This is a genomic window from Fructobacillus cardui (assembly GCF_963580785.1).
GTDB classification, from domain to species: Bacteria; Bacillota; Bacilli; order Lactobacillales; family Lactobacillaceae; genus Fructobacillus; species Fructobacillus cardui.
The window spans coordinates 39092-58960 of record NZ_CAUZLS010000006.1 but is presented as its reverse complement, the minus strand read 5'-3'; the positions used below and the strand labels follow the sequence as shown (position 1 = coordinate 58960).

At 44.0% G+C, this 19869-nt stretch carries 16 protein-coding genes, 1 tRNA gene and 1 riboswitch; of the genes, 15 read left to right on the top strand and 2 right to left on the bottom strand.

Annotated elements, in window-relative coordinates; genetic code table 11:
- Positions 1–22 precede the first annotated feature (22 nt).
- The 8 genes from atpF (at position 23) to AABI20_RS06065 (ending at position 6836) form a co-directional block, all read left to right on the top strand.
- Positions 23–529: a F0F1 ATP synthase subunit B gene (gene atpF, locus AABI20_RS06100; protein WP_421823415.1), complete on the top strand. Its 507-nt coding sequence runs from the start codon at positions 23–25 to the stop codon at positions 527–529.
- 9 nt (positions 530–538) lie between these two features.
- Positions 539–1081 carry an ATP synthase F1 subunit delta gene (gene atpH, locus AABI20_RS06095; protein WP_288847064.1) on the top strand — a complete coding sequence of 181 codons (543 nt, stop codon included), beginning with the start codon at positions 539–541 and terminating at the stop codon, positions 1079–1081.
- A gap of 12 nt (positions 1082–1093) precedes the next feature.
- On the top strand, positions 1094–2608 hold the full coding sequence (gene atpA / locus AABI20_RS06090) for a F0F1 ATP synthase subunit alpha (protein ID WP_168778879.1): 1515 nt from the start codon (positions 1094–1096) through the stop codon (positions 2606–2608).
- Positions 2609–2619: 11 nt separating this feature from the next.
- Positions 2620–3531: a F0F1 ATP synthase subunit gamma gene (locus tag AABI20_RS06085; protein WP_047975167.1), complete on the top strand. Its 912-nt coding sequence runs from the start codon at positions 2620–2622 to the stop codon at positions 3529–3531.
- 63 nt (positions 3532–3594) lie between these two features.
- Entirely contained in the window at positions 3595–4995 is a 1401-nt protein-coding gene (atpD, locus tag AABI20_RS06080; RefSeq protein WP_047975166.1) for a F0F1 ATP synthase subunit beta, read from the top strand.
- A gap of 11 nt (positions 4996–5006) precedes the next feature.
- A complete protein-coding gene (locus tag AABI20_RS06075) occupies positions 5007–5450 on the top strand; it encodes a F0F1 ATP synthase subunit epsilon (RefSeq protein ID WP_338347126.1) in 444 nt (147 codons plus the stop codon).
- Between the two features lie 217 nt (positions 5451–5667).
- Positions 5668–6660 carry an aggregation-promoting factor C-terminal-like domain-containing protein gene (locus tag AABI20_RS06070; protein ID WP_338347124.1) on the top strand — a complete coding sequence of 331 codons (993 nt, stop codon included), beginning with the start codon at positions 5668–5670 and terminating at the stop codon, positions 6658–6660.
- A gap of 104 nt (positions 6661–6764) precedes the next feature.
- A tRNA-Glu gene (locus tag AABI20_RS06065) sits at positions 6765–6836 on the top strand.
- A gap of 145 nt (positions 6837–6981) precedes the next feature.
- On the opposite strand, the gene AABI20_RS06060 is transcribed toward AABI20_RS06065, so the two are convergent.
- Entirely contained in the window at positions 6982–7962 is a 981-nt protein-coding gene (locus AABI20_RS06060; protein ID WP_288846501.1) for a ketopantoate reductase family protein, read from the bottom strand.
- A 131-nt stretch (positions 7963–8093) separates the two neighbouring features.
- Here AABI20_RS06060 and trpS point away from each other — a divergent pair, with 131 nt between their 5' ends.
- The 3 genes from trpS to AABI20_RS06045 all read left to right on the top strand — a co-directional run bounded on the left by trpS (position 8094) and on the right by AABI20_RS06045 (position 11605).
- Positions 8094–9110, top strand: coding sequence for a tryptophan--tRNA ligase (gene trpS / locus AABI20_RS06055; RefSeq protein WP_288846502.1), 1017 nt, complete (start codon positions 8094–8096; stop codon positions 9108–9110).
- Positions 9111–9392: 282 nt separating this feature from the next.
- Positions 9393–9866: a hypothetical protein gene (locus tag AABI20_RS06050; protein ID WP_288846503.1), complete on the top strand. Its 474-nt coding sequence runs from the start codon at positions 9393–9395 to the stop codon at positions 9864–9866.
- 19 nt (positions 9867–9885) lie between these two features.
- Positions 9886–10056, top strand: a riboswitch (Lysine riboswitch).
- Between the two features lie 97 nt (positions 10057–10153).
- Positions 10154–11605, top strand: a complete 1452-nt coding sequence (locus AABI20_RS06045; RefSeq protein ID WP_047974810.1) for an amino acid permease — start codon at positions 10154–10156, stop codon at positions 11603–11605.
- A 114-nt stretch (positions 11606–11719) separates the two neighbouring features.
- Here AABI20_RS06045 and AABI20_RS06040 read toward each other — a convergent pair whose 3' ends face one another.
- Positions 11720–12310 carry an HTH domain-containing protein gene (locus tag AABI20_RS06040; RefSeq protein ID WP_338347122.1) on the bottom strand — a complete coding sequence of 197 codons (591 nt, stop codon included), beginning with the start codon at positions 12308–12310 and terminating at the stop codon, positions 11720–11722.
- Between the two features lie 704 nt (positions 12311–13014).
- Between AABI20_RS06040 and AABI20_RS06035 the strand changes: the two genes are divergently transcribed.
- The 4 genes from AABI20_RS06035 (at position 13015) to rpoB (ending at position 19851) form a co-directional block, all read left to right on the top strand.
- Entirely contained in the window at positions 13015–14016 is a 1002-nt protein-coding gene (locus AABI20_RS06035) for a FecCD family ABC transporter permease (RefSeq protein ID WP_288846505.1), read from the top strand.
- Positions 14013–14762, top strand: coding sequence for an ABC transporter ATP-binding protein (locus AABI20_RS06030; RefSeq protein WP_338347120.1), 750 nt, complete (start codon positions 14013–14015; stop codon positions 14760–14762). The genes AABI20_RS06035 and AABI20_RS06030 overlap by 4 nt, the downstream gene beginning before the upstream one ends.
- Positions 14759–15937, top strand: coding sequence for an ABC transporter substrate-binding protein (locus AABI20_RS06025; RefSeq protein ID WP_288846507.1), 1179 nt, complete (start codon positions 14759–14761; stop codon positions 15935–15937). Before AABI20_RS06030 ends, AABI20_RS06025 begins: the two co-directional genes overlap by 4 nt.
- A gap of 296 nt (positions 15938–16233) precedes the next feature.
- Complete coding sequence (gene rpoB, locus AABI20_RS06020) at positions 16234–19851, top strand: DNA-directed RNA polymerase subunit beta (RefSeq protein ID WP_047974806.1); 3618 nt, start codon at positions 16234–16236, stop codon at positions 19849–19851.
- Positions 19852–19869: the final 18 nt, after the last annotated feature.

The window sequence follows — 19869 nt, the reverse complement described above, 5'->3', positions numbered from 1 at the left end:
GTCCCAGAGGGAGGAAAAAATGATGGTTCCAACACTATCAATGACAAAGGCCATGCCTTTAGGTGATATGGTCTTCATTATCGTCGCTTTCCTTACTCTGATGGTCATCTTGAAGCACGTTGCTTACGGTCCTTTAACGAAGGCATTGGATGCACGTGCAGATAAAATTAACAACGATTTGGATAGTGCAAAAAAGGCAAACGAAGATGCAGCCAAGTTGGCTGCACAACGCGAACAGGAATTGGCTGACGGCAAAGACCAAGCCAGTCAAGTGATTAGCGCTGCTAAGAAATCAGCTAAGGACCAGTCAGAAGCTCTCTTGAAGACTGCTAATGACCAGGCCTTAAGCTTGCGTAAAGCAGCTGAAAATGATGCTGATCAGTTGAAGACTGAGGCGTTGGCTTCTGCCAAGAAGGATGTGGCAGACTTGTCTGTAACGATTGCATCTAAATTGATTCAAAAGAATTTATCTGCTGATGATCAGCGGTCTTTGATTGATGCCTATTTGGCAGACTTAGACCAGCAGTAAGGGGGGCGTATGGCCAAGCAAAAAGAAAAAATTGTTAACCAATACGCCCAAGCAATCTTGGCTTATGCAGACGAACACAATGTTTTAGAAAACATTAGTGCAGACTTGCTAGCCATTCGTTCAGTGGTTGTCGCTGAACCAAAATTAACTTCTTTGTTAACAGCACAGACAATTTCTGATGCTGACCAAGGTGGGTTAGTTGATGCGCTGACGCAAGGCGCAGATAATGCAGTGGTGAACTTGGTTAAAATTCTTTTGGCCCACCACCATTTCGCATATTTGCCTGCAGTAGTTGATCGTTTCTTTGACCTTTACCAGCAAAGTCAGGGCATTCAAGCCGTGACCATCACCACAGCGGTGGAAGCTGATGAAGACCAAAAAGAGCGGTTGTCAAATGCTTTTAAGAAGCAAAGTGGCGCAAAGAAAATCCAAGCAACCTATAAAGTCAATCAAGACATTATTGGGGGCGTGGTAATGCAATCGAAGTCGTTGTTAATTGACGGCTCATTGCAGTCAAAGATTGCCAAAATGAGGGCAGAGTTACTAGGTTAGTGAGGAAAAGACATGGCGATTCAAGCTGAAGAAATTTCTGCTTTAATTAAGCAGCAGCTCGAAAAGTTTGACACAAAACTGACTGTAGAAGAAATTGGTACTGTTACCTATATCGGAGATGGAATTGCACGAGCTACTGGTTTGGCAAATGCCCTTTCTGGTGAATTGGTCGAATTTACAAACGGCGAATTCGGAATGGTCCAAAACTTGGAAGAGAGCGAAGTCGGAATTATCGTTTTGGGTAGTTCAGATGGTATCCGCCAAGGTGATACAGTTAAGCGAACTGGACACATCATGGAAGTGCCAGTTGGTGAAGAACTTATCGGGCGCGTCGTCAACGCATTGGGACAACCAATTGACGGATTAGGCGACTTGAAAACAACGAAGACACGACCAATCGAAGTAAAGGCTCCTGGTGTCATGGAACGTAAGTCCGTTTCAGAACCTTTGCAAACTGGAATTAAGGCCATTGATGCCTTGGTTCCAATCGGACGTGGACAACGTGAATTGATCATTGGTGATCGTAAGACTGGAAAGACTTCAATCGCCATTGATACAATTTTGAACCAAAAAGACCAAGACATGATTGTTGTTTATGTCGCTATTGGTCAAAAGGATTCAACTGTTCGTGAACAGGTTGAAACTTTGAAGAAGATGGGCGCAATGGATTACACGATTGTTGTTAATGCTGGCCCATCTGAAGCTGCCGCTTTGTTGTACTTGGCTCCTTATGCCGGTGCAGCCATGGGTGAAGAATTCATGTACAACGGCAAGCACGTCTTGATTGTCTTTGATGATTTGTCAAAGCAAGCAACGGCCTACCGTGAGATATCTTTGATCTTGCGTCGTCCGCCTGGACGTGAAGCTTACCCTGGTGATGTCTTCTACTTGCACTCACGTTTGCTTGAACGTGCAGCCAAGTTGTCAGACGAACTCGGTGGTGGATCAATGACTGCTTTGCCAATCATTGAAACACAGGGTGGTGACGTTTCTGCATATATCCCAACCAACGTGATTTCAATCACCGATGGTCAGATTTTCTTGGATGCCGACTCATTCTACGCCGGTGTTCGTCCTGCCATCGATGCCGGAACATCTGTTTCTCGTGTTGGAGGGGACGCCCAGATTAAGGCAATGAAAAAGGTTTCTGGAACTTTGCGTTTGGACTTGGCTTCCTTCCGCGAATTGGAATCCTTTGCTCAATTCGGTTCTGACTTGGATGCGGCAACGCAAGCTAAGTTGGGTCGTGGAAAGCGCACTGTTGAAATCTTGAAGCAACCTTTGCACGCGCCAATGTCTGTTCAGCATCAAGTCTTTGTCTTGTATGCCTTGACACACAGCTTCTTGGATGACGTGGCAATCGAAGATTTGCAACGCTTCCAAGATGAATTTGTTTCATACTTGGATGCTAGCCAAAAGGACTTGTTGGACGAAATCGTTACAACAAAGGCCTTGCCTGACGAATCTAAGATGGATGCTGCAGTGAAGAGCTTTAAGGATGGCTTTGCTGGCTCAGTTGACCAATAAAAGGAGGCAACATGGCTTCTTTACAAGATATTAAACGGCGGATTGGCTCAACAAAAAAGACTCGGCAGATTACAGCTGCAATGCAGTTGGTTTCAACTGCAAAGCTAAGTAAGATTCAAAATTCGGCCACTGGTTATCATGAATATGCTAACCGTTTGAAGGCGGTTGTGGGCCACTTAATTGAGGCGCACGTGTTGGATAATGTCGATTCTGCTCATTTACCAATGGTTGCTAAGCGGCCGGTAAAGAAGACAGGAATCTTGCTTGTGACCTCAGACCGAGGTTTAGTTGGGTCTTATAACGCCAACATCATCAAGGAAACCAATGCCTTGATGGAAAAGCACAACTTAACCAAAGAAAATACTGTAATCTTAGCAATTGGTGGTAACGGGGCTGATTTTTATAAGCAACGTGGCTTTTCAATTGCCTTGGAACACCGCGGTATTTCCGATGTCCCAACCTTCAATGAAATTCGCCAACTGTTAAAGACGGTGATTTCATTGTATGAAGCGGAAGCCTTTGATTCTTTGCACTTGGTTTACAATCACTTTGTGAACCGCTTGGAATCAGAACAACGAAACACGCAATTATTGCCATTGACAAAGGACATTTTGGAAGACATGGATGATAGTCACGAACACGTGGCAGCGGACTTTGAAGTTCAATCAGCCTATGATTCTGAACCTAATTCAACTGCAGTTTTGAACGTGGTTTTGCCTCAATACATCCAATCATTGGTTTTCGAAGCCGTGTTGGATGCTAAGACGGCGGAACATGCCGCATCATCAACGGCGATGTCATCGGCAACCGACTCAGCCGACGATTTGATTGGAACGTTAGGTTTGCAATATAACCGTGCGCGACAAGCTCAAATCACGACTGAAATCACCGAAATTACTGGTGGTTTGGTTGCTTTGGAATAAGCTAATCGCAGCATCTTTGCTGATTTTTAAGCAGCAAAGCTTTGAATTTGAAAGGAAACAACGATGACTACTGGAAAAGTCGTACAAGTGATCGGTCCAGTTGTTGATGTTGCCTTTGAAGAAGGGCAAGTTGTTCCTGAAATCAACAACGCCTTGTTGGTTGATTTGGGATCTGACAAAACATTGACGGTTGAAGTTTCTTTGGCTTTGGGAAACGGTGTTGTCCGTACCATCGCCATGGACTCAACTGATGGATTGCAACGCGGCATGGCCGTGACCGATACCGGTAAGCCCATTGAAGTTCCCGTAGGGGAAGCTACTTTGGGTCGAGTTTTCAACGTCTTGGGTGAACCAGTGGATAATGCAGGTGCCGTCGACTCTTCAGTCGAACGCCACCCAATTCACCGTGATGCCCCTGAATTTGATGAACTTGCAACTTCAACGGAAATTTTGGAAACAGGAATCAAGGTTATTGACCTCCTGGCACCATATATCCGTGGTGGAAAGATTGGGCTCTTCGGTGGAGCCGGGGTTGGGAAGACCGTTCTAATCCAAGAATTGATCCACAACATTGCCCAAGGGCATAATGGTATTTCTGTCTTTACTGGTGTCGGGGAACGTACCCGTGAAGGTAACGACATGTACCACGAAATGAAGGAATCTGGCGTTTTGAAGCAAACTGCCATGGTTTATGGTCAAATGAACGAACCTCCTGGTGCGCGTATGCGTGTTGCCTTGACTGGTTTGACAATGGCCGAATCATTCCGTGATAACGAAGGTAAGGACGTTTTGCTCTTTATCGATAACATTTACCGTTTCACGCAAGCTGGATCTGAAGTCTCTGCCCTTTTGGGTCGTATTCCTTCAGCCGTTGGTTACCAACCAACGTTGGCTTCTGAAATGGGCCGTTTGCAAGAACGAATCACTTCTACTAAGAAGGGTGCCGTTACTTCAATTCAAGCCGTTTATGTGCCAGCCGATGATTATACCGACCCCGCACCTGCAACGACTTTCGCCCACTTGGATGCCACAACCAACTTGGAACGTTCATTGACACAACAGGGTATCTATCCTGCCGTTGATCCTTTGGCATCAACTTCTTCAGCTTTGGACCCACAAGTTGTTGGTCAAGAGCACTATGAAGTTGCCACTGAAGTGCAACGGACTTTGCAACGTTACCGTGAATTGCAAGATATCATTGCAATTTTGGGTATGGATGAATTGTCAGACGAAGAGAAGGTTACTGTTAACCGTGCTCGTCGTATTCAATTCTTCTTGTCACAACCATTCTCAGTTGCGGAAACCTTTACTGGTGTGAAGGGTGAATATGTTCCTGTTTCAGAAACTGTTCGCTCATTCAAGGAAATCTTGAACGGTCAGTATGATAACTTGCCTGAAGATGCCTTCCGTAACGTCGGTGCTATCGAACAAGTGGTTGATAAGGCCAAGTCGATGGCCCAATAAGGGGGTAATCCATGGCTGATGAAGAAACAAGCTCACGGGGAATCACAGTTAAGATTGTGACCCCTGAAGGCCAAGTCTACGACCAAGACCAAGTTGAAATTGCTGTGATTAATACACAGGGTGGACAACTTGGAATTATGGCCGGCCATGAACCAATTTTGGCCGCCATGGCCATTGACGAAATGTTGGTTAAAAAAGACCAGCAAGAGAAGTCACTCGCCGTTAACGGTGGCGTGGCTGAGTTTTCTAATAATCTGTTGACGGTCATCGCCGACAGTGCGGAAACTGCTGATAATATCGATGTGAATCGTGCTGAAAGTGCTAAGGAACGTGCGCAAGTTCGTTTGAACCATGCACAAGAAATCAAGAACCAACACGAAATGGATATGGCTCGTGTCGCTTTGATGCGTGCCGTTAACCGAATTCACGTTGCTTCAATTCGCTCAGGTCGTTAAAATCAAAAAGGGAGTTAGCTGTTGGCTAACTCCTTTTTTTGTCGTTTAAAGTAAAAAGCAGTGGGTCTGAGCCCAAGCTGATTTATCAGTAAAAGTTTTGCTCTAATGGCTTCTTATCATAATTTTAAAAACACTGTTACATAAAAAGGGTTATCATGAGACATAGTAGGCGCAGATTATCGATTTTTTCGCGCCTCAAAAAAGAAAGGAGAGTCATATGAACGTCAAAAAGCAATTATTAATTGCTGCTGGTTTGGCCGGCTCCGTTGCAGCCGGTCAACATGCAGTTAGTGCCGACCAGGTACAAAAACATACAGTTGCCCATGGCGAAACGCTATCAGCATTAGCGTCTCGTTTTAATACGACGGTGGCACAGTTGGCATCGGATAATAAAATTCAAAATGTTGATCAAATTTATCAAGGACAAGAATTGATTATCGGTGTTGCCAATACAAACGCCACATCACAAAATGCCACAACACAAACGACCGAAAATACTTACCGAGTCCAAGCGGGTGATAACCTGTGGACATTGGCGCAGAAGTTTGCTTTGAGTGTTGATCAGTTGGCCCAAGAAAATAATATCAAGGATGCCAATCAAATTTTTATTGGACAGACTTTGTCTGTCAATAAGAATGGCAGTCAGACGAGTTCGCAAAGTGCCCAAACGTCTACATCGCAGTCAGTTAGTTCTCAGGCAGCGGTTTCACAAGCCCCTGTATCACAGTCAGTTAGTTCTCAGGCAGCGGTTTCACAAGCCCCTGAATCGCAGTCAGTTAGTTCTCAGGTAGCGGTTTCACAGGCCCCTGAATCGCAGTCAGTTAGTTCTCAGGCAGCGGTTTCACAGGCCCCTGCATCGCAGTTAGCCAGTTCTCAGGTAGCGGTTTCACAGGCTCCTGCATCGCAAGCGGCTCCAATGATAGTAACTAGCCAGCAAAGCCAGGCGGTGCAAGCCAACAACTTGGATTATAATCAAGCTGAACAGCAGGCCCTTCAAACCATCATTATGAAGGAATCCGGTGGCAACGTGAATGCGACAAACGGCATTTACTTTGGAATTGGCCAGTTATCACCAACTTTGCGTGCTCGCTATGGTGGTAATTCAACTGATTATCAAGATCAGTTGCAAGCAATGAAAGCCTATATCGCTGCTCGTTACGGGACTGCACAGGCCGCATTGGCTCATCATTTGCAGTATGGTTGGTACTAAAATCAAAAAAATAAACTTTTTTTGATTTAAGTGTTGACGAAAGCGTCTTACCTTGATATACTGATATAGTTGTTTGATAGAGATATCAAGTAACGACTGACCATGGCTCGTTGGTCAAGTGGCTAAGACGCTGCCCTTTCACGGCGGAATCGAGAGTTCGATTCTCTCACGAGCTACTATTAAAGTCGCAACTTCGGTTGCGGCTTTTTTGTTGTCTAAAAAAGCAATTAAAAAACCGTTGATTTGACTGGAAAGGTAAGGAGCTTTTAAGCTCTTTAATAATGTGCTATCAGTCGTTATCAGCGATTCTTACTATAATTTTTACTTTTCTGGTTGTGCGAGCTTGTTAACTGGTGGGTTAAATTCACGCATTGCTTCCGCAAGATGAACCAAGTTGGTAATCAAACGTTGGTTAGGAGCCGGTACGCCGTTCTTTTCGGCCAAATCAGCCAAGTAGCCGTTGATGTAGTCAACTTCCGTTGGACGACCCTTAACGAAGTCTTGATACATAGAAGGGAAGTGGAGTGGGTTACCAACGCGAGAAACGTAATCGACTTGTTCCAACATTTCCTGTTCTGTTTCAATCAATTCGATGCCGGCTGCCTTGGCACCAGCATAAACTTCCGCTACCAAAGGTGCGGCGATTTTGGAAACGAAATCCTTGTATTCAATCAAGTGACCCATGCGGGATTGGAACATGGTTGCGATTGAATTCTCCACTGAATTAAAGGTAACCTTCGTCAACAATGTTCCCATAAAGTTTTCAGAATATGAAGGATTCAAGCCGGCTGCTTGGAAATCCTTTTGCACTTCATCCATGACCTTGGATGGCTTCTGGGTCAAGTTTGCATAAACGGAACTTGTTTCCCCAATAAAGTCGACATCACCAAAGTTGTTCAAAATGGTGGCAATCATGGCTGTTCCGCCAATAATGTGCTCGTCATCGAAATATTTTTGAATCTTTTCAATGTGACCCATACCGTTCATGGCTGCCAAAGCAGTTTGTCCCTTTTGGAACTTAGGTTGCAAGCGCTGCAAAGCATCTGCCAATTGCATTTGCTTCATGAAGAAGATCCAGACATCTGGGGTGCCTTCATATTCTTCTGGTGAATATATGTTCACCTTAATGGGCGTCTTGTCTTCGTGGTCAACTGATCGGTAAACAACGTCGCCTTGTGCCTTAATGACGTCAACAGAGCCTTGTGTTGGCTCAACAAAGTCAACGTCTAGGCCAGCTTCTTCTTGCAACAAGAGACCGTATCGCAGTCCCATCGCACCCGCACCAACAACAGCATATTTCATATTGATTCCCCCTTAGTGTGAAAACATTCTAATCTTTTTCTCATAATATAACAATAAAACAAGAATCCTGCAAGTCGAGTTTGATTTCGTTATAATGGAGAAGTTAATAACTAGAAAGAGAAATAGAAGCCATGGAAAAAGAAATTTATTTAACCGGTGATCGTCCAACCGGGAAACTACATATCGGTCACTATATCGGATCTCTCAAAAATCGAGTGGCCATGCAGAACTCTGGGGAATTTGATCCCTACATTATGATTGCGGATACCCAAGCCTTTACAGACAACGCTCGAAATCCTGAAAAAATTAGACAATCATTGACGGAAGTTGCCTTAGATTACTTGGCTGTTGGATTGGACCCAAAGAAATCAACTATTTTTGTCCAGTCTCAAATTCCAGGTTTAGCTGAATTAACGATGTACTTTATGAATCTGGTTTCATTAGGACGGTTAGAGCGTAATCCAACAGTCAAGACTGAAATTCAACAAAAGGGCTTCGGGGAAGGGATTCCTGCTGGTTTCTTAATGTATCCAGTTTCCCAGGCTGCCGATATTACGATTTTTAAGGCCAAAAAAGTCCCAGTTGGTGACGATCAAAAGCCAATGATTGAGCAGACACGTGAATTAGTTCGTTCATTCAATAATGCTTATCAAAAAGATGTCTTTGTTGAGCCTGAAGGCGTTTTTCCACCAAAAGGGCAGGGTCGTCTGCCGGGAATTGATGGGAACGCTAAGATGTCTAAATCTTTGAATAATGGAATTTACCTCTCTGATGACCCAGATACCTTGGCTAAGAAGGTCAAGTCAATGTATACCGATCCAACACATATTCGTGTTGAGGATCCGGGGCATGTTGAAGGCAACGTCGTCTTTACTTATTTAGATATTTTTGACCCCGATCCAGGGCGAGTACAAGAGCTAAAGGAACAGTATCAGGCGGGGGGCTTAGGTGATATGAAGCTTAAGAAACACCTATTGGACGTGATGGAAGCTGAATTGGCACCAATCCGTGAGCGCCGGTTAGAGTACGCACAAAACATGGATCAGGTATTAGCCATGTTGAAACATGGCTCAGAAAAAGCCAATCAAAGAGCTGAAGAAACCATGAAAGAGGTTCGAGCAGCTATGGGTATCAACTATTTTAATTAAGAACAATTCTTGATTAAAATAGTTTCACTTTGCTTTTTTTTATTACATGACGTAAAGTCTTTTACATAAGAATGTTATTTATTTATCGAAGAGGACCGTCTTGTGTTAATATCACCATTAAAAAAGAGACCATATTTGTCAAAGTGCTTTTTAGCACTTTTTATTATTCTATCGATTATGCTGCGCTTCAATAGTGGTTTTTTAGAATTAATGGATACTGTTTTTGCCATTATAGCCCAAGAAATTGCTAGTCATTTCTTATTTTTAGCAGGCCCTGCTAATATGATGGGAAGTTTGTGGTTCATTTGGTTAGTTAATATTTTCTGGGCGTTTTTCATTCGATCTTTGGGCTTTAAAGTTGGCTCTTGGTGGGCGATTAACGTGACTGCAATTTTCTTTATCAGTATGATTATTTGGTCGGCAATAGTTTTCTTAACCTGGAATCACGGGTTAACTTTAGATCAAACGATGCCTGATTTATCATTGGCAATGTGGGCCTTGTTTTTCTTTGAATTTGACAACATTCTAGTTCATCGATTTCACGTGGCCCACTGGGTCAAGACCACCATTCAGACTGTCTTTGTGTTAACGTGGATTGTGTTAGCTGGCAATAAGATGGTTGGGAGTGATTTGTCCTTTACCACGGTGTTGGGCGCTTTCTTACTGGCCTATATTTACTTCCGTTTAGCTGCTAAGGTTTACTTAAAGCACGTTAAAAGTTGGTTAGTTATTTTTGCAGTTGACGGTGATATTTAAATTGTGTTATGGTAGGAACAACAAACAAAGAGGTCGCAACTAAAATGAGTAGCCCTGAAGAGTCTGGCCAAGACGAAGACTGAGGGTGAAAGGTGCAGTTGCCGAAAGGAAATTTTGGGTCAAAAATTTTCCTTGGGCTGGTGAAGAAGATTCATCGGACTGTCGTTTTTAACGGTGCGCTTTGCTAATCATTGCTATCATTATTGAACGAATTTACCGCCTGTTTTTGTTTTGTGACAAAAACGGGTTTTTTTATTGTTTGAAATTCATATGAAGGAGTCATGCAAATGGCTGAACAAAATCAAAATGCCATCCAGCAGGAATTGAAGACACGTCATGTCTCCATGATTGCCTTGGGTGGATCAATTGGAACGGGGCTCTTTTTGGCCTCTGGGGCAACGGTATCACAAGCTGGACCAATGGGCGCCATTACTGCCTATTTGGTAATGGGTGTCATGGTTTACTTCCTGATGACTTCCCTTGGTGAAATGGCAACTTATATGCCAACCACTGGTTCGTTTTCAGAATACGGTAATCGTTTTATTGAACCGGCTATGGGCTTTGCCCTTGGGTGGAATTACTGGTTTAACTGGGCGATTACCATTGCGGCTGAAATCTCGGCGGTTGGTTTGGTCGCGCAGTTCTGGCTGCCTCACGTACCGGCTTGGGTTTTCTCAGCGGTTGTGCTGGCACTGATTTTCTTTATTAATCTCTTTTCTGTTTCGACTTTTGGTGAAACGGAATTTTGGTTGTCGACAATCAAGGTTGTGACCATTGTCTTTTTCTTGTTTGTTGGTGTCTTGACCATTTTTGGGGTTATTCACTCAAACCAAAACGTCATGCATAATCTGTCCGTTGGTAACCACGGTTTTGTTGGTGGTTTCCAGGGTGTCTTGTCGGTTTTCTTGGTTGCTGGTTTTTCATTCCAAGGAACAGAAATGGTGGGCATTACTGCTGGTGAAGCAAAGGACCCATCAAAATCAGTGCCAAAGGCGATTAACTCAGTCTTCTGGCGGATTTTGTTGTTCTATATCGGCGCAATCTTTGTGATTTCTGCTTTGGTTTATTACAAGGATCCAAATTTGTTGTCAGCTGCTAATAACAATGACATCACGGTTTCACCATTTACGATTGTCTTCAAGAATGCTGGTATCGCTTTTGCCGCCTCATTAATGAACGCAGTTATCTTGACGTCAATTATTTCAGCAGCGAATTCAGCTACTTATGCAGCGAACCGAACACTTTACGCCTTGGCCAAGAAGGGTCAGGCACCAAAGGTATTTTCTAAGTTGTCAAAGTTTGGTGTTCCTTGGGCATCCCTATTGTTGACGGTCTTCGTTGGAATGTTTGCTTTCTTGTCAGATATTAAGGGTGGTAGTGAAGCCTACACTTGGCTGGTTGCTGCCTCAGGTCTGTCTGGCTTTATTGCCTGGCTAGGAATTGCCTTAGCACATTTGCGCTTTCGCCGTGCCTATGTTCGCCAAGGTAAGGACTTGAACAAGTTGGTCTATAAGGCGCGCTGGTTCCCATTTGGTCCGATTTTAGCCATTGTTTTGTCAATCGTAGTGATTGTTTTGCAAGACCCAACTTCCTTTACTCACTTTGATTGGGAAAAGATTGGCATGACTTATCTGTCAGTGCCAATTGTCGTCATCCCATACATTGTCTATAAGATTGTTAAGAAGTCAAAGTTGATTCCATTGGATGAAATTGATTTGGATTCAAAGGCGGAACATTAAAAATTGGTTATTCAGCCGGATTTTGGTTGGGTAGGTTATGTTTCTTAATTAATAAAAGAGCTTCCACCGTTAAGGTGGAAGCTTTTTTTGTGAAAGGAAATCAGTGCTAATGGGTTAATCGCTCATTTCAGCTAAATCAAGAATAGAATTTGAGAAAAGATAGATAAAGCGGTGAGCGAAAATCTCAGGCTTAACAGGCTCTTCTTGCGTGAGCCAGATACTGATAGCGGCCATGACTTGGTTAATCGTAAGCTCAGCAAGTGTTTGTGAGGTTAATTCATGTTGGTTTCCATTTGCACCATCAAAGTAGGGGATGAGCATGTCGATGTACTGTTGATGTAAATAGGGACGCCAGGCTGGATCTGCTACTTTTGAATAAAAAACACCGAGGAATTCATGTTTTTCATAAAGTGATGAAATAACGTTTTCAGCGAAAAAATTTAGTAATTCTTTGAAGGAATGGTTTTTGTCATGAAAGGTAAAGCACTTTAACTGTTGGTATGGTTTATTATCAACGTAATAATGCAGTGATTGCGTTAGCTCCTCAATATTTTGAAAATGATTTTTGTAGATAGCTTGTCTGGAGACACCCAATTCTTCAGCGATTTTGGCTAATGAAATATCTTTTGTACTCTCAGCGACTCGGGCGACCTTCAGGTATGCGTAAAAAATGCGTTCGGTTGTCACGGGTTGGGGATTTTCCATGGTGTCCTTTCGATTAAATGAAAATTAATATTGTGGATTATTGAACATTATACCATCTCGGGGGATGATAAAATGGTCTTTTTAAAATTGCTTGACAGTTGTGGTTAACGCTTGACAACCAAAAGCCCTTGAAAAGAGTGGACAAAACTCGGTAGAATGTAACTGTTGTGACACTGTTATGTCTTTTATTTATAGCAAAGAGGAGAGACTTTGTGAAGAGGCAGAGCGGTCCGCGTGATGTCCGTGCGTCGTTTCACTTAATCTGCATTGGTGAGAGATGAAAGGACCGGTTGGGGCAACGATTAAACTCCCTGGTCCTTTTAAGGTGCATAACTGTGTTGATTAGCAAATCAGTAATTGGTGAATTGCAAGTATACATAGGTTAAAGGTCCACAACAAAATATTTTTCAAGAAAAGGATTGATCGAAGATGAGAGCGGTCAATCCTTTTCTTTTTTGTTGTCTGGGGATAATTTATTCAATTAATCAATTTAAATATTTATATTTTTTAATTTATTTAAAATGCGTATTAAGGCCGATTTAACCGTTTTTTGATAACAATTTTTGCTGAATTTTAAAGAAGGGACTCTTGACTTTGATTGACAGAAATGGCCACTTTCCGTATAGTGGATACTTAGTAAAAGTTTTAACAAAGTTCATGGATCCATGACATACCACCGTTTTCGAACAGAAAGGGACCTAACGATGGCATATCAAGAAAAGAATCGCCGCAAAATTTTACTCCTCCTCCTCATGGGCTTTTTGGCCTTCTCTTTAGTGATAGTCGATATCTATCATGGTTTTGGCGCCCTGTCTTTTCTAGGGACGAATGTAGCAAGTCAGCAGCCGGAATTGGCGGGTGTCGTCTTGAAGATGCGCTTAACTCGAACGTTGACAGCGACCTTAGTTGGTGCTTCCTTAGGGTTAGCCGGATTGTGCATGCAGAATATGCTGAAAAATCCGATTGCAACCCCCTTTACCCTGGGATTGTCATCGGCGGCTAGCTTTGGCGCCTCGCTGAGCATCCTATCGGGTTTTCCCTTTGTCTTTGGTCAGGCAAACGTTCAGGCCAGTGCCATTTTTTTCTGCTTTTTGGGCAGTGCAGTTATTTTGCTGATTTTTTCAGCTGGCCAAGTGAGTATGAACACGATTATCTTAGTTGGGACTGCCATTAATTTGTTCTTTACTTCTTTGCAGGAGTTATCCAAGTACTTTGCTAGCGAGCGGAATGCACAACGAATGACGACCTGGAGCCTTGGTGATTTATCAAAGTCTTCCTGGGATAGTGTCTTAGTGGTCTTTATTGTTCTCTACATTGTGCTGGTACTGATTTATCGGCAAAGTTGGGAAATGAATCTCTTGCAGCTGTCTGATGAAAGCGCCCAGTCGATGGGTGTCAACGTCAAAAGAACGCGTCTTTTAATTTTCTTTGCTTCGGCGCTGGTAACGGCTGTGGCCATTTCCTTTGTTGGGACGATTGGTTTTATTGGTTTGATTGCGCCACACTTTGTCAAAGTGCTTGTCGGTAACGATGCCCGGTTTACGATTATCGGATCGGCGATTATGGGGATTGTGGTCTTGCTACTGGCGGCGATTGTTTCCAAAGCTTTAATCCCTGGGACGATTATTCCGGTGGGCATTATTACTAGTTTGGTTGGCGTACCGTTCATGTGCTTGGTGGCCATTCGAAAGGGGCAACGTTCATGACAATTTTAGTAGAGAACCTAACGGTTCGAAAGAAAGAAAAGCCAATCCTAAAGGATGTGAATTGTCGCTTTGAAGATGGACACTTATCGACCATTATTGGTGTCAACGGTTCTGGTAAAAGCATTTTTCTCAAAGCACTATTGGGTTTTGAGAAAAAAGATGGGCAAGTGACTTTTGAAAAGGACCATAAAATTTCCTATATCCCACAAAAGGTCACGGCCGACCAATATTTTACGGTTTTTGAATTTATTTTATTGGGGCTGTATGGTGACTTGGATTTTCGAGTCAACGACGGCCAGTTGGCGGCGATTGAATCGGTCATGGATGAATTAGAAATTAGCGATTTGGCAGACCAACAGTTTGCTGACCTCTCAGGGGGACAGCAACAGCTGGTGGTTTTGGCGCAGGCCTTGGTCCGGCAGCCAACGGTCATTATTGCGGACGAACCCACGTCTGCTTTGGATATTAAAAAGCAGTTACAGTACTTGCAAACGCTGCAACGCTATGTTCATCGCCATCAGATTGTGGGCATCATTGTTATCCACGATTTGACCCTGGCTGCCCGGTTTTCAGATAGCCTTTATCTGATGCAGGGTGGTCAGCTGATTTCTGCGGGGGATCCGGACCGGGCTTTGCAACAGGAACGGTTAGAGGACTTGTATGGCGTTGAATTAGAAATGAAGGAAACAGTTGATCAACACTTAGCCATCATTCCTTTGCGACCGATTGAAGAGGGTTCACGATGAAAATAAGAAAATCCCTCTCTTGGAGTATTGTTGTCGTCGGCTTTTTCCTTGGCATTGCTGGGATTAAGGAATTGGAAGGGTTGGGGGATCGTCAGCGGGAAACACCGACGGTGGCGACGCGGCTGATTGAGGATGTTCGCGGCCGGAAGGTGCGAGTACCTAAAAAGGTTACACGAGCCTACTATCCTTACTACTATCAAAACTTGTTATCGGTGGCAGGGCCGGATGTCTTTGAAAAGGTAGTTGCAACGTCGACCTTTGATACGGCTAATTATTCCGGTGTCTTGTATAACCTATTGCAGGAACGGTCTGCGGGCTTTGACCAAGTCCAAGACGTTGGCTCAACTCTGAAGGGTAGTTTCGATATTGAAAAGCTGATAGCTTTGAATCCCGACGTCGTCATTTTGGCGAATTACCAATACGATGGCATTGGTGAAGCAAATATTAAGCACTTGGACGAGTTAGGGATTCCGGTTGTCTTCATTGACTACACAGACCTAAGCCCAGCCGCCCATTACCAATCAACAACCATCCTTGGTCAGGTCTTTGACACAACAAACCGCGCTAAGGCGCTTAATCAGAACTATCAACGCCATATCACCAACGTGGCGCAACGGTTGAAGTTGGTAAAGGAAAAAAAGCGGGTTTATGTGGAACAGCGGTCCTCAGGGGCTTCCTTTGCCGAATATGGTAAGGCGTATGGCGATGGGATGCTGATGGGTACCTTGGCCAAGGCGGCCGGGGCGGATAATATCTACCGCGACCAAATTAAGACCACGGGGGATGTCAATCCCGAGTTCTTGTTTGCACAGGACCCAGATGTCATCTTTATCGATGGGACCAACTATGCCGACCCACGCTCGGTTTCCTTGAAGGTTGGTTATGGGATTAGTCCAAAGGAAACGCAGCAGAGCTTGGCAAAATTAGTAGCGCAACGACCTGGCTTTAGCCAGCTCAAAGCGGTTCAAAGTGGCCAGTTGTATGCTTTAGATAATCATTTGATGCGGACGATGAAGGATTATGTCTTAATAGAGTATATGGCCAAGAGTTTGTATCCAGAACTCTTTACTGATTTGAAACCTGAAAAGAATCTGCAAGACTTTAATGAAAAGTATTTACCTGACTTGGCAGATAAAGATTCTTTTTTGGCGCAGTGGGATATGGAAAAATCATAACGAAGTAAGCTTAAATAAAAGGTGAGGTGAAACCTGTAAGCGTAGTGGGATTTGACCTTGCTTTTTTCTTTGATAATCGGTACAATAGTAACCAGAAACACTGTAAATAAATATGGCAGTTGGTGATCTCTTGTCCACTCAACGCCCTTATATCAGGCAATGCCCGCTCTTGGCGACAAAAACGTGGCTTGCTTTTTTTGTGCCTTATTAGCCGAAATAAGGGCTTGATTTCGCAAATTGTAACCAAATTGTAATATTTTCCCTAGTAAACAGTGAATAACAGACGAGGTGATACTGTGGCAGGACATTTAGTAAATTATGGTAAATATCGTACCCGCCGATCATACGCCAGCATTAAAGAAGTGTTGGATCTTCCAAATTTGATCGAGGTACAACTGGCATCCTACCAATGGTTCTTAGATGAAGGAATCAAGGAGATGTTTAACGACATCATGCCAATCGAAGACTTCCAGGGTAACTTGTCTTTGGAGTACGTGGACTATCAATTGATGGAACCAAAGTACAACATCGATGAAGCTCGTGAACACGATGCGAACTACTCAGCACCATTGCACGTGACGTTGCGTTTGACAAACCATGAAACTGGTGAAATCAAGTCACAAGACGTCTTCTTTGGTGACTTCCCATTGATGACAGAACAAGGAACGTTCATCATCAACGGTGCCGAACGAGTAATCGTTTCACAGTTGGTTCGTTCACCTGGAATCTACTACAACCAAGAAGCTGACAAAAATGGTCGCCCACACTTTGGAACAACAGTTATTCCAAACCGTGGGGCTTGGTTGGAATACGAAACAGACGCAAAGGGAATTGCCAACGTTCGTATCGATCGGACACGTAAGTTGTTGATGACGGAATTGGTCCGTGCCCTTGGTTTCGGTTCAGATTCTGATATCATCGATATCTTCTCAGACGGTTATGACGCCTTGAACATGACTTTGGAAAAGGATGTTCACAAGAACATGTCTGACTCCCGTGTTGAAGAGTCATTGAAGGACATCTACGAACGCTTGCGTCCGGGTGAACCAAAGACGGCTGACTCATCACGTGCTTTGTTGGTGGCTCGTTTCTTCGATCCAAAGCGTTATGATTTGGCACCAGTTGGTCGCTACAAGATTAACAAAAAGTTGTCATTGAAGACGCGTTTGCTGAACCAGACTTTGGCTGAAACATTGGCCGACCCTGATTCAGGCGAAATTATTGCTGAAAAGGGAACACTTGTTGATAAGGCTGTCATGGCTAAGTTAGCACCGTTCTTGGATCGGGAAGACTTCAAGACAGTTACTTACACACCATCTGGTGATGCTGTTTTGCAAGACGAAGTGGTCTTGCAAAAGATTAAGATTGAATCACCTGAAAACCCAGACAAGACTTTGCTTTTGATTGGTAACGGACACTTGCCTGAAGACGAGCATAATGTTCGTCCTGCTGATATCTTGGCAGGAATGAACTACTTTATGAACTTGCAAGAAGGTGTTGGCCAGGTTGATGATATTGATCACTTGGGAAACCGTCGTATTCGTTCCGTTGGGGAATTGTTGCAAAATCAGTTCCGCATTGGTTTGACGCGAATGGAACGAGTTGTTCGCGAACGGATGTCAATCCAAGATGCTGCGACTGTTACGCCACAGCAATTGATTAACATTCGTCCAGTTGTTGCAGCGGTGAAGGAATTCTTTGGTTCATCACAGTTGTCACAGTTCATGGATCAGACAAACCCATTGGGTGAAATGAACCACAAGCGTCGTCTGTCAGCCCTTGGTCCTGGTGGATTGACTCGTGATCGTGCCGGTGTTGAAGTTCGAGATGTTCACTACACGCACTATGGTCGAATTGACCCAATTGAAACGCCCGAAGGTCCTAACATCGGTTTGATCAACTCTTTGGCCACTTATGGTCGTATCAACAAGTATGGCTTTATTGAAACGCCATACCGTCGTGTTGATTGGGGAACTCATAAGGTTACCGAAAAGATTGATTATTTGACGGCCGATGAAGAAGATAACTATATCGTCGCCCAAGCCAATACGGAATTGGAAGACGATGGTTCATTTGTTCATAAGACTGCCATGGCTCGTTATGGTGAAGAAAACATCGAAACACCAATCGAAAAGATTGACTATGTCGATGTTTCGCCAAAGCAGGTTGTCTCAGTCGGAACGTCTGTTATTCCTTTCTTGGAAAACGATGATTCCAACCGTGCTTTGATGGGTGCCAACATGCAACGTCAGGCCGTGCCTTTGCTCGACCCACATGCGCCAATCGTTGGTACTGGTGTTGAATATAAGGCTGCTCACGATTCTGGTGCTGCCATTATCTCAACTGCTCCAGGAGAAGTTGAATACGTTGATGCCAAGGAAATCCGTGTTCGTCGTGAAGATGGTCAATTGGATACCTACGAATTGATGAAGTTCCGCCGTTCAAACGGTGGTAAGAACTATAACCAAAAGCCAATTGTGAAGGTTGGGGAACAAATCGATGATGACCAGGTCTTGGCCGATGGTCCATCAATGGAAAAGGGTGAATTGGCCCTTGGTCAAAACCCAGTCATTGCCTTTATGACTTGGCACGGTTATAACTTCGAAGATGCCATCGTCTTGAACGAACGCTTGGTTCGTGAAGACGTTTATACATCAATTCACATCGAAGAATACGATTCAGAGGCTCGTGATACAAAACTTGGCCCTGAAGAAATCACACGTGAAATCCCGAATACTGGTGAAGAACAGTTGAAGGACTTGGACGAAAACGGAATTATCCGTGTTGGTGCCGAGGTTAAGGATGGTGACATCCTGGTTGGTAAGGTAACACCAAAGGGTGTGACTGATTTGTCAGCCGAAGAACGTTTGTTGCATGCCATCTTTGGAGAAAAGGCTCGTGAAGTTCGCGATACTTCTTTGAAGGTACCACACGGTGGTGGCGGGGTTGTGCAATCCGTTCGAATCTATACACCTGAAAATGGTGATGAATTGGCTCCAGGTGTCAACATGATGGTTCGTGTTTACATCGCTCAGAAGCGTAAGATTCAAGTTGGTGACAAGATGGCCGGTCGTCACGGAAACAAGGGTACTGTTTCAGTCGTTGTTCCTGAAGAAGACATGCCATACTTGCCAGATGGAACACCAATCGACATCTTGCTGTCACCCATGGGTGTGCCATCACGTATGAACATTGGACAGGTTTTGGAATTGCACTTAGGATTTGCCGCTAAAAAGTTAGGCATCCATGTTGCTTCCCCTGTCTTCGACGGTGCTTCAGATGATGAAATCGAAGAAGCATTGGCCGAAGCCGGTTTGCCACAAGATGGTAAGTCTGTTGTTTATGACGGACAAACTGGTGAAGCCTTTGACAAGCGCGTTGCCGTTGGTGTGATGCACTATATGAAGTTGGCTCACATGGTCGACGACAAGATTCACGCCCGTTCAATCGGTCCGTACTCTCTTGTTACGCAACAGCCATTGGGTGGAAAAGCTCAGTTCGGTGGACAGCGTTTCGGAGAAATGGAAGTTTGGGCTTTGGAAGCCTACGGTGCTGCCTATACCTTGCAAGAAATCTTGACTTATAAGTCAGATGACGTTGCTGGTCGTGTCAAGGTTTATGAATCAATCATCAAGGGTGACGCAATCCCTAAGCCAGGTGTGCCGGAATCATTCCGTGTTTTGGTGAAGGAATTGCAAGCCTTAGGTCTTGACATGCGTGTCTTGGACCAAGAAGGTGAAGCCGTTCAATTGAAGCAGATGGATGAAGATGACTCAGTCTTGCCAGTTGATGCTTTGGAAAAGTTGGCTCGTACGAACCCTGATTTGCTTAACCGTGATGATGAAGAAGTTAAGGTAGCCTTTGATAAGGTAGAAGAAGACGCTGGTCAAAACTCTACCGATGAACAAGAATAATTAAAAGAAAGGTGACCG

Excerpts from the sequence above, each read along its gene's own strand:
- atpF (WP_421823415.1), top strand. The coding sequence starts at position 23 with ATGGTTCCAACACTATCAATGACAAAGGCCATGCCTTTAGGTGATATG.
- atpH (WP_288847064.1), top strand. The coding sequence starts at position 539 with ATGGCCAAGCAAAAAGAAAAAATTGTTAACCAATACGCCCAAGCAATC.
- atpA (WP_168778879.1), top strand. The coding sequence starts at position 1,094 with ATGGCGATTCAAGCTGAAGAAATTTCTGCTTTAATTAAGCAGCAGCTC.
- AABI20_RS06085 (WP_047975167.1), top strand. The coding sequence starts at position 2,620 with ATGGCTTCTTTACAAGATATTAAACGGCGGATTGGCTCAACAAAAAAG.
- atpD (WP_047975166.1), top strand. The coding sequence starts at position 3,595 with ATGACTACTGGAAAAGTCGTACAAGTGATCGGTCCAGTTGTTGATGTT.
- AABI20_RS06075 (WP_338347126.1), top strand. The coding sequence starts at position 5,007 with ATGGCTGATGAAGAAACAAGCTCACGGGGAATCACAGTTAAGATTGTG.
- AABI20_RS06070 (WP_338347124.1), top strand. The coding sequence starts at position 5,668 with ATGAACGTCAAAAAGCAATTATTAATTGCTGCTGGTTTGGCCGGCTCC.
- AABI20_RS06060 (WP_288846501.1), bottom strand. The coding sequence starts at position 7,962 with ATGAAATATGCTGTTGTTGGTGCGGGTGCGATGGGACTGCGATACGGT.
- trpS (WP_288846502.1), top strand. The coding sequence starts at position 8,094 with ATGGAAAAAGAAATTTATTTAACCGGTGATCGTCCAACCGGGAAACTA.
- AABI20_RS06050 (WP_288846503.1), top strand. The coding sequence starts at position 9,393 with ATGATGGGAAGTTTGTGGTTCATTTGGTTAGTTAATATTTTCTGGGCG.
- AABI20_RS06045 (WP_047974810.1), top strand. The coding sequence starts at position 10,154 with ATGGCTGAACAAAATCAAAATGCCATCCAGCAGGAATTGAAGACACGT.
- AABI20_RS06040 (WP_338347122.1), bottom strand. The coding sequence starts at position 12,310 with ATGGAAAATCCCCAACCCGTGACAACCGAACGCATTTTTTACGCATAC.
- AABI20_RS06035 (WP_288846505.1), top strand. The coding sequence starts at position 13,015 with ATGGCATATCAAGAAAAGAATCGCCGCAAAATTTTACTCCTCCTCCTC.
- AABI20_RS06030 (WP_338347120.1), top strand. The coding sequence starts at position 14,013 with ATGACAATTTTAGTAGAGAACCTAACGGTTCGAAAGAAAGAAAAGCCA.
- AABI20_RS06025 (WP_288846507.1), top strand. The coding sequence starts at position 14,759 with ATGAAAATAAGAAAATCCCTCTCTTGGAGTATTGTTGTCGTCGGCTTT.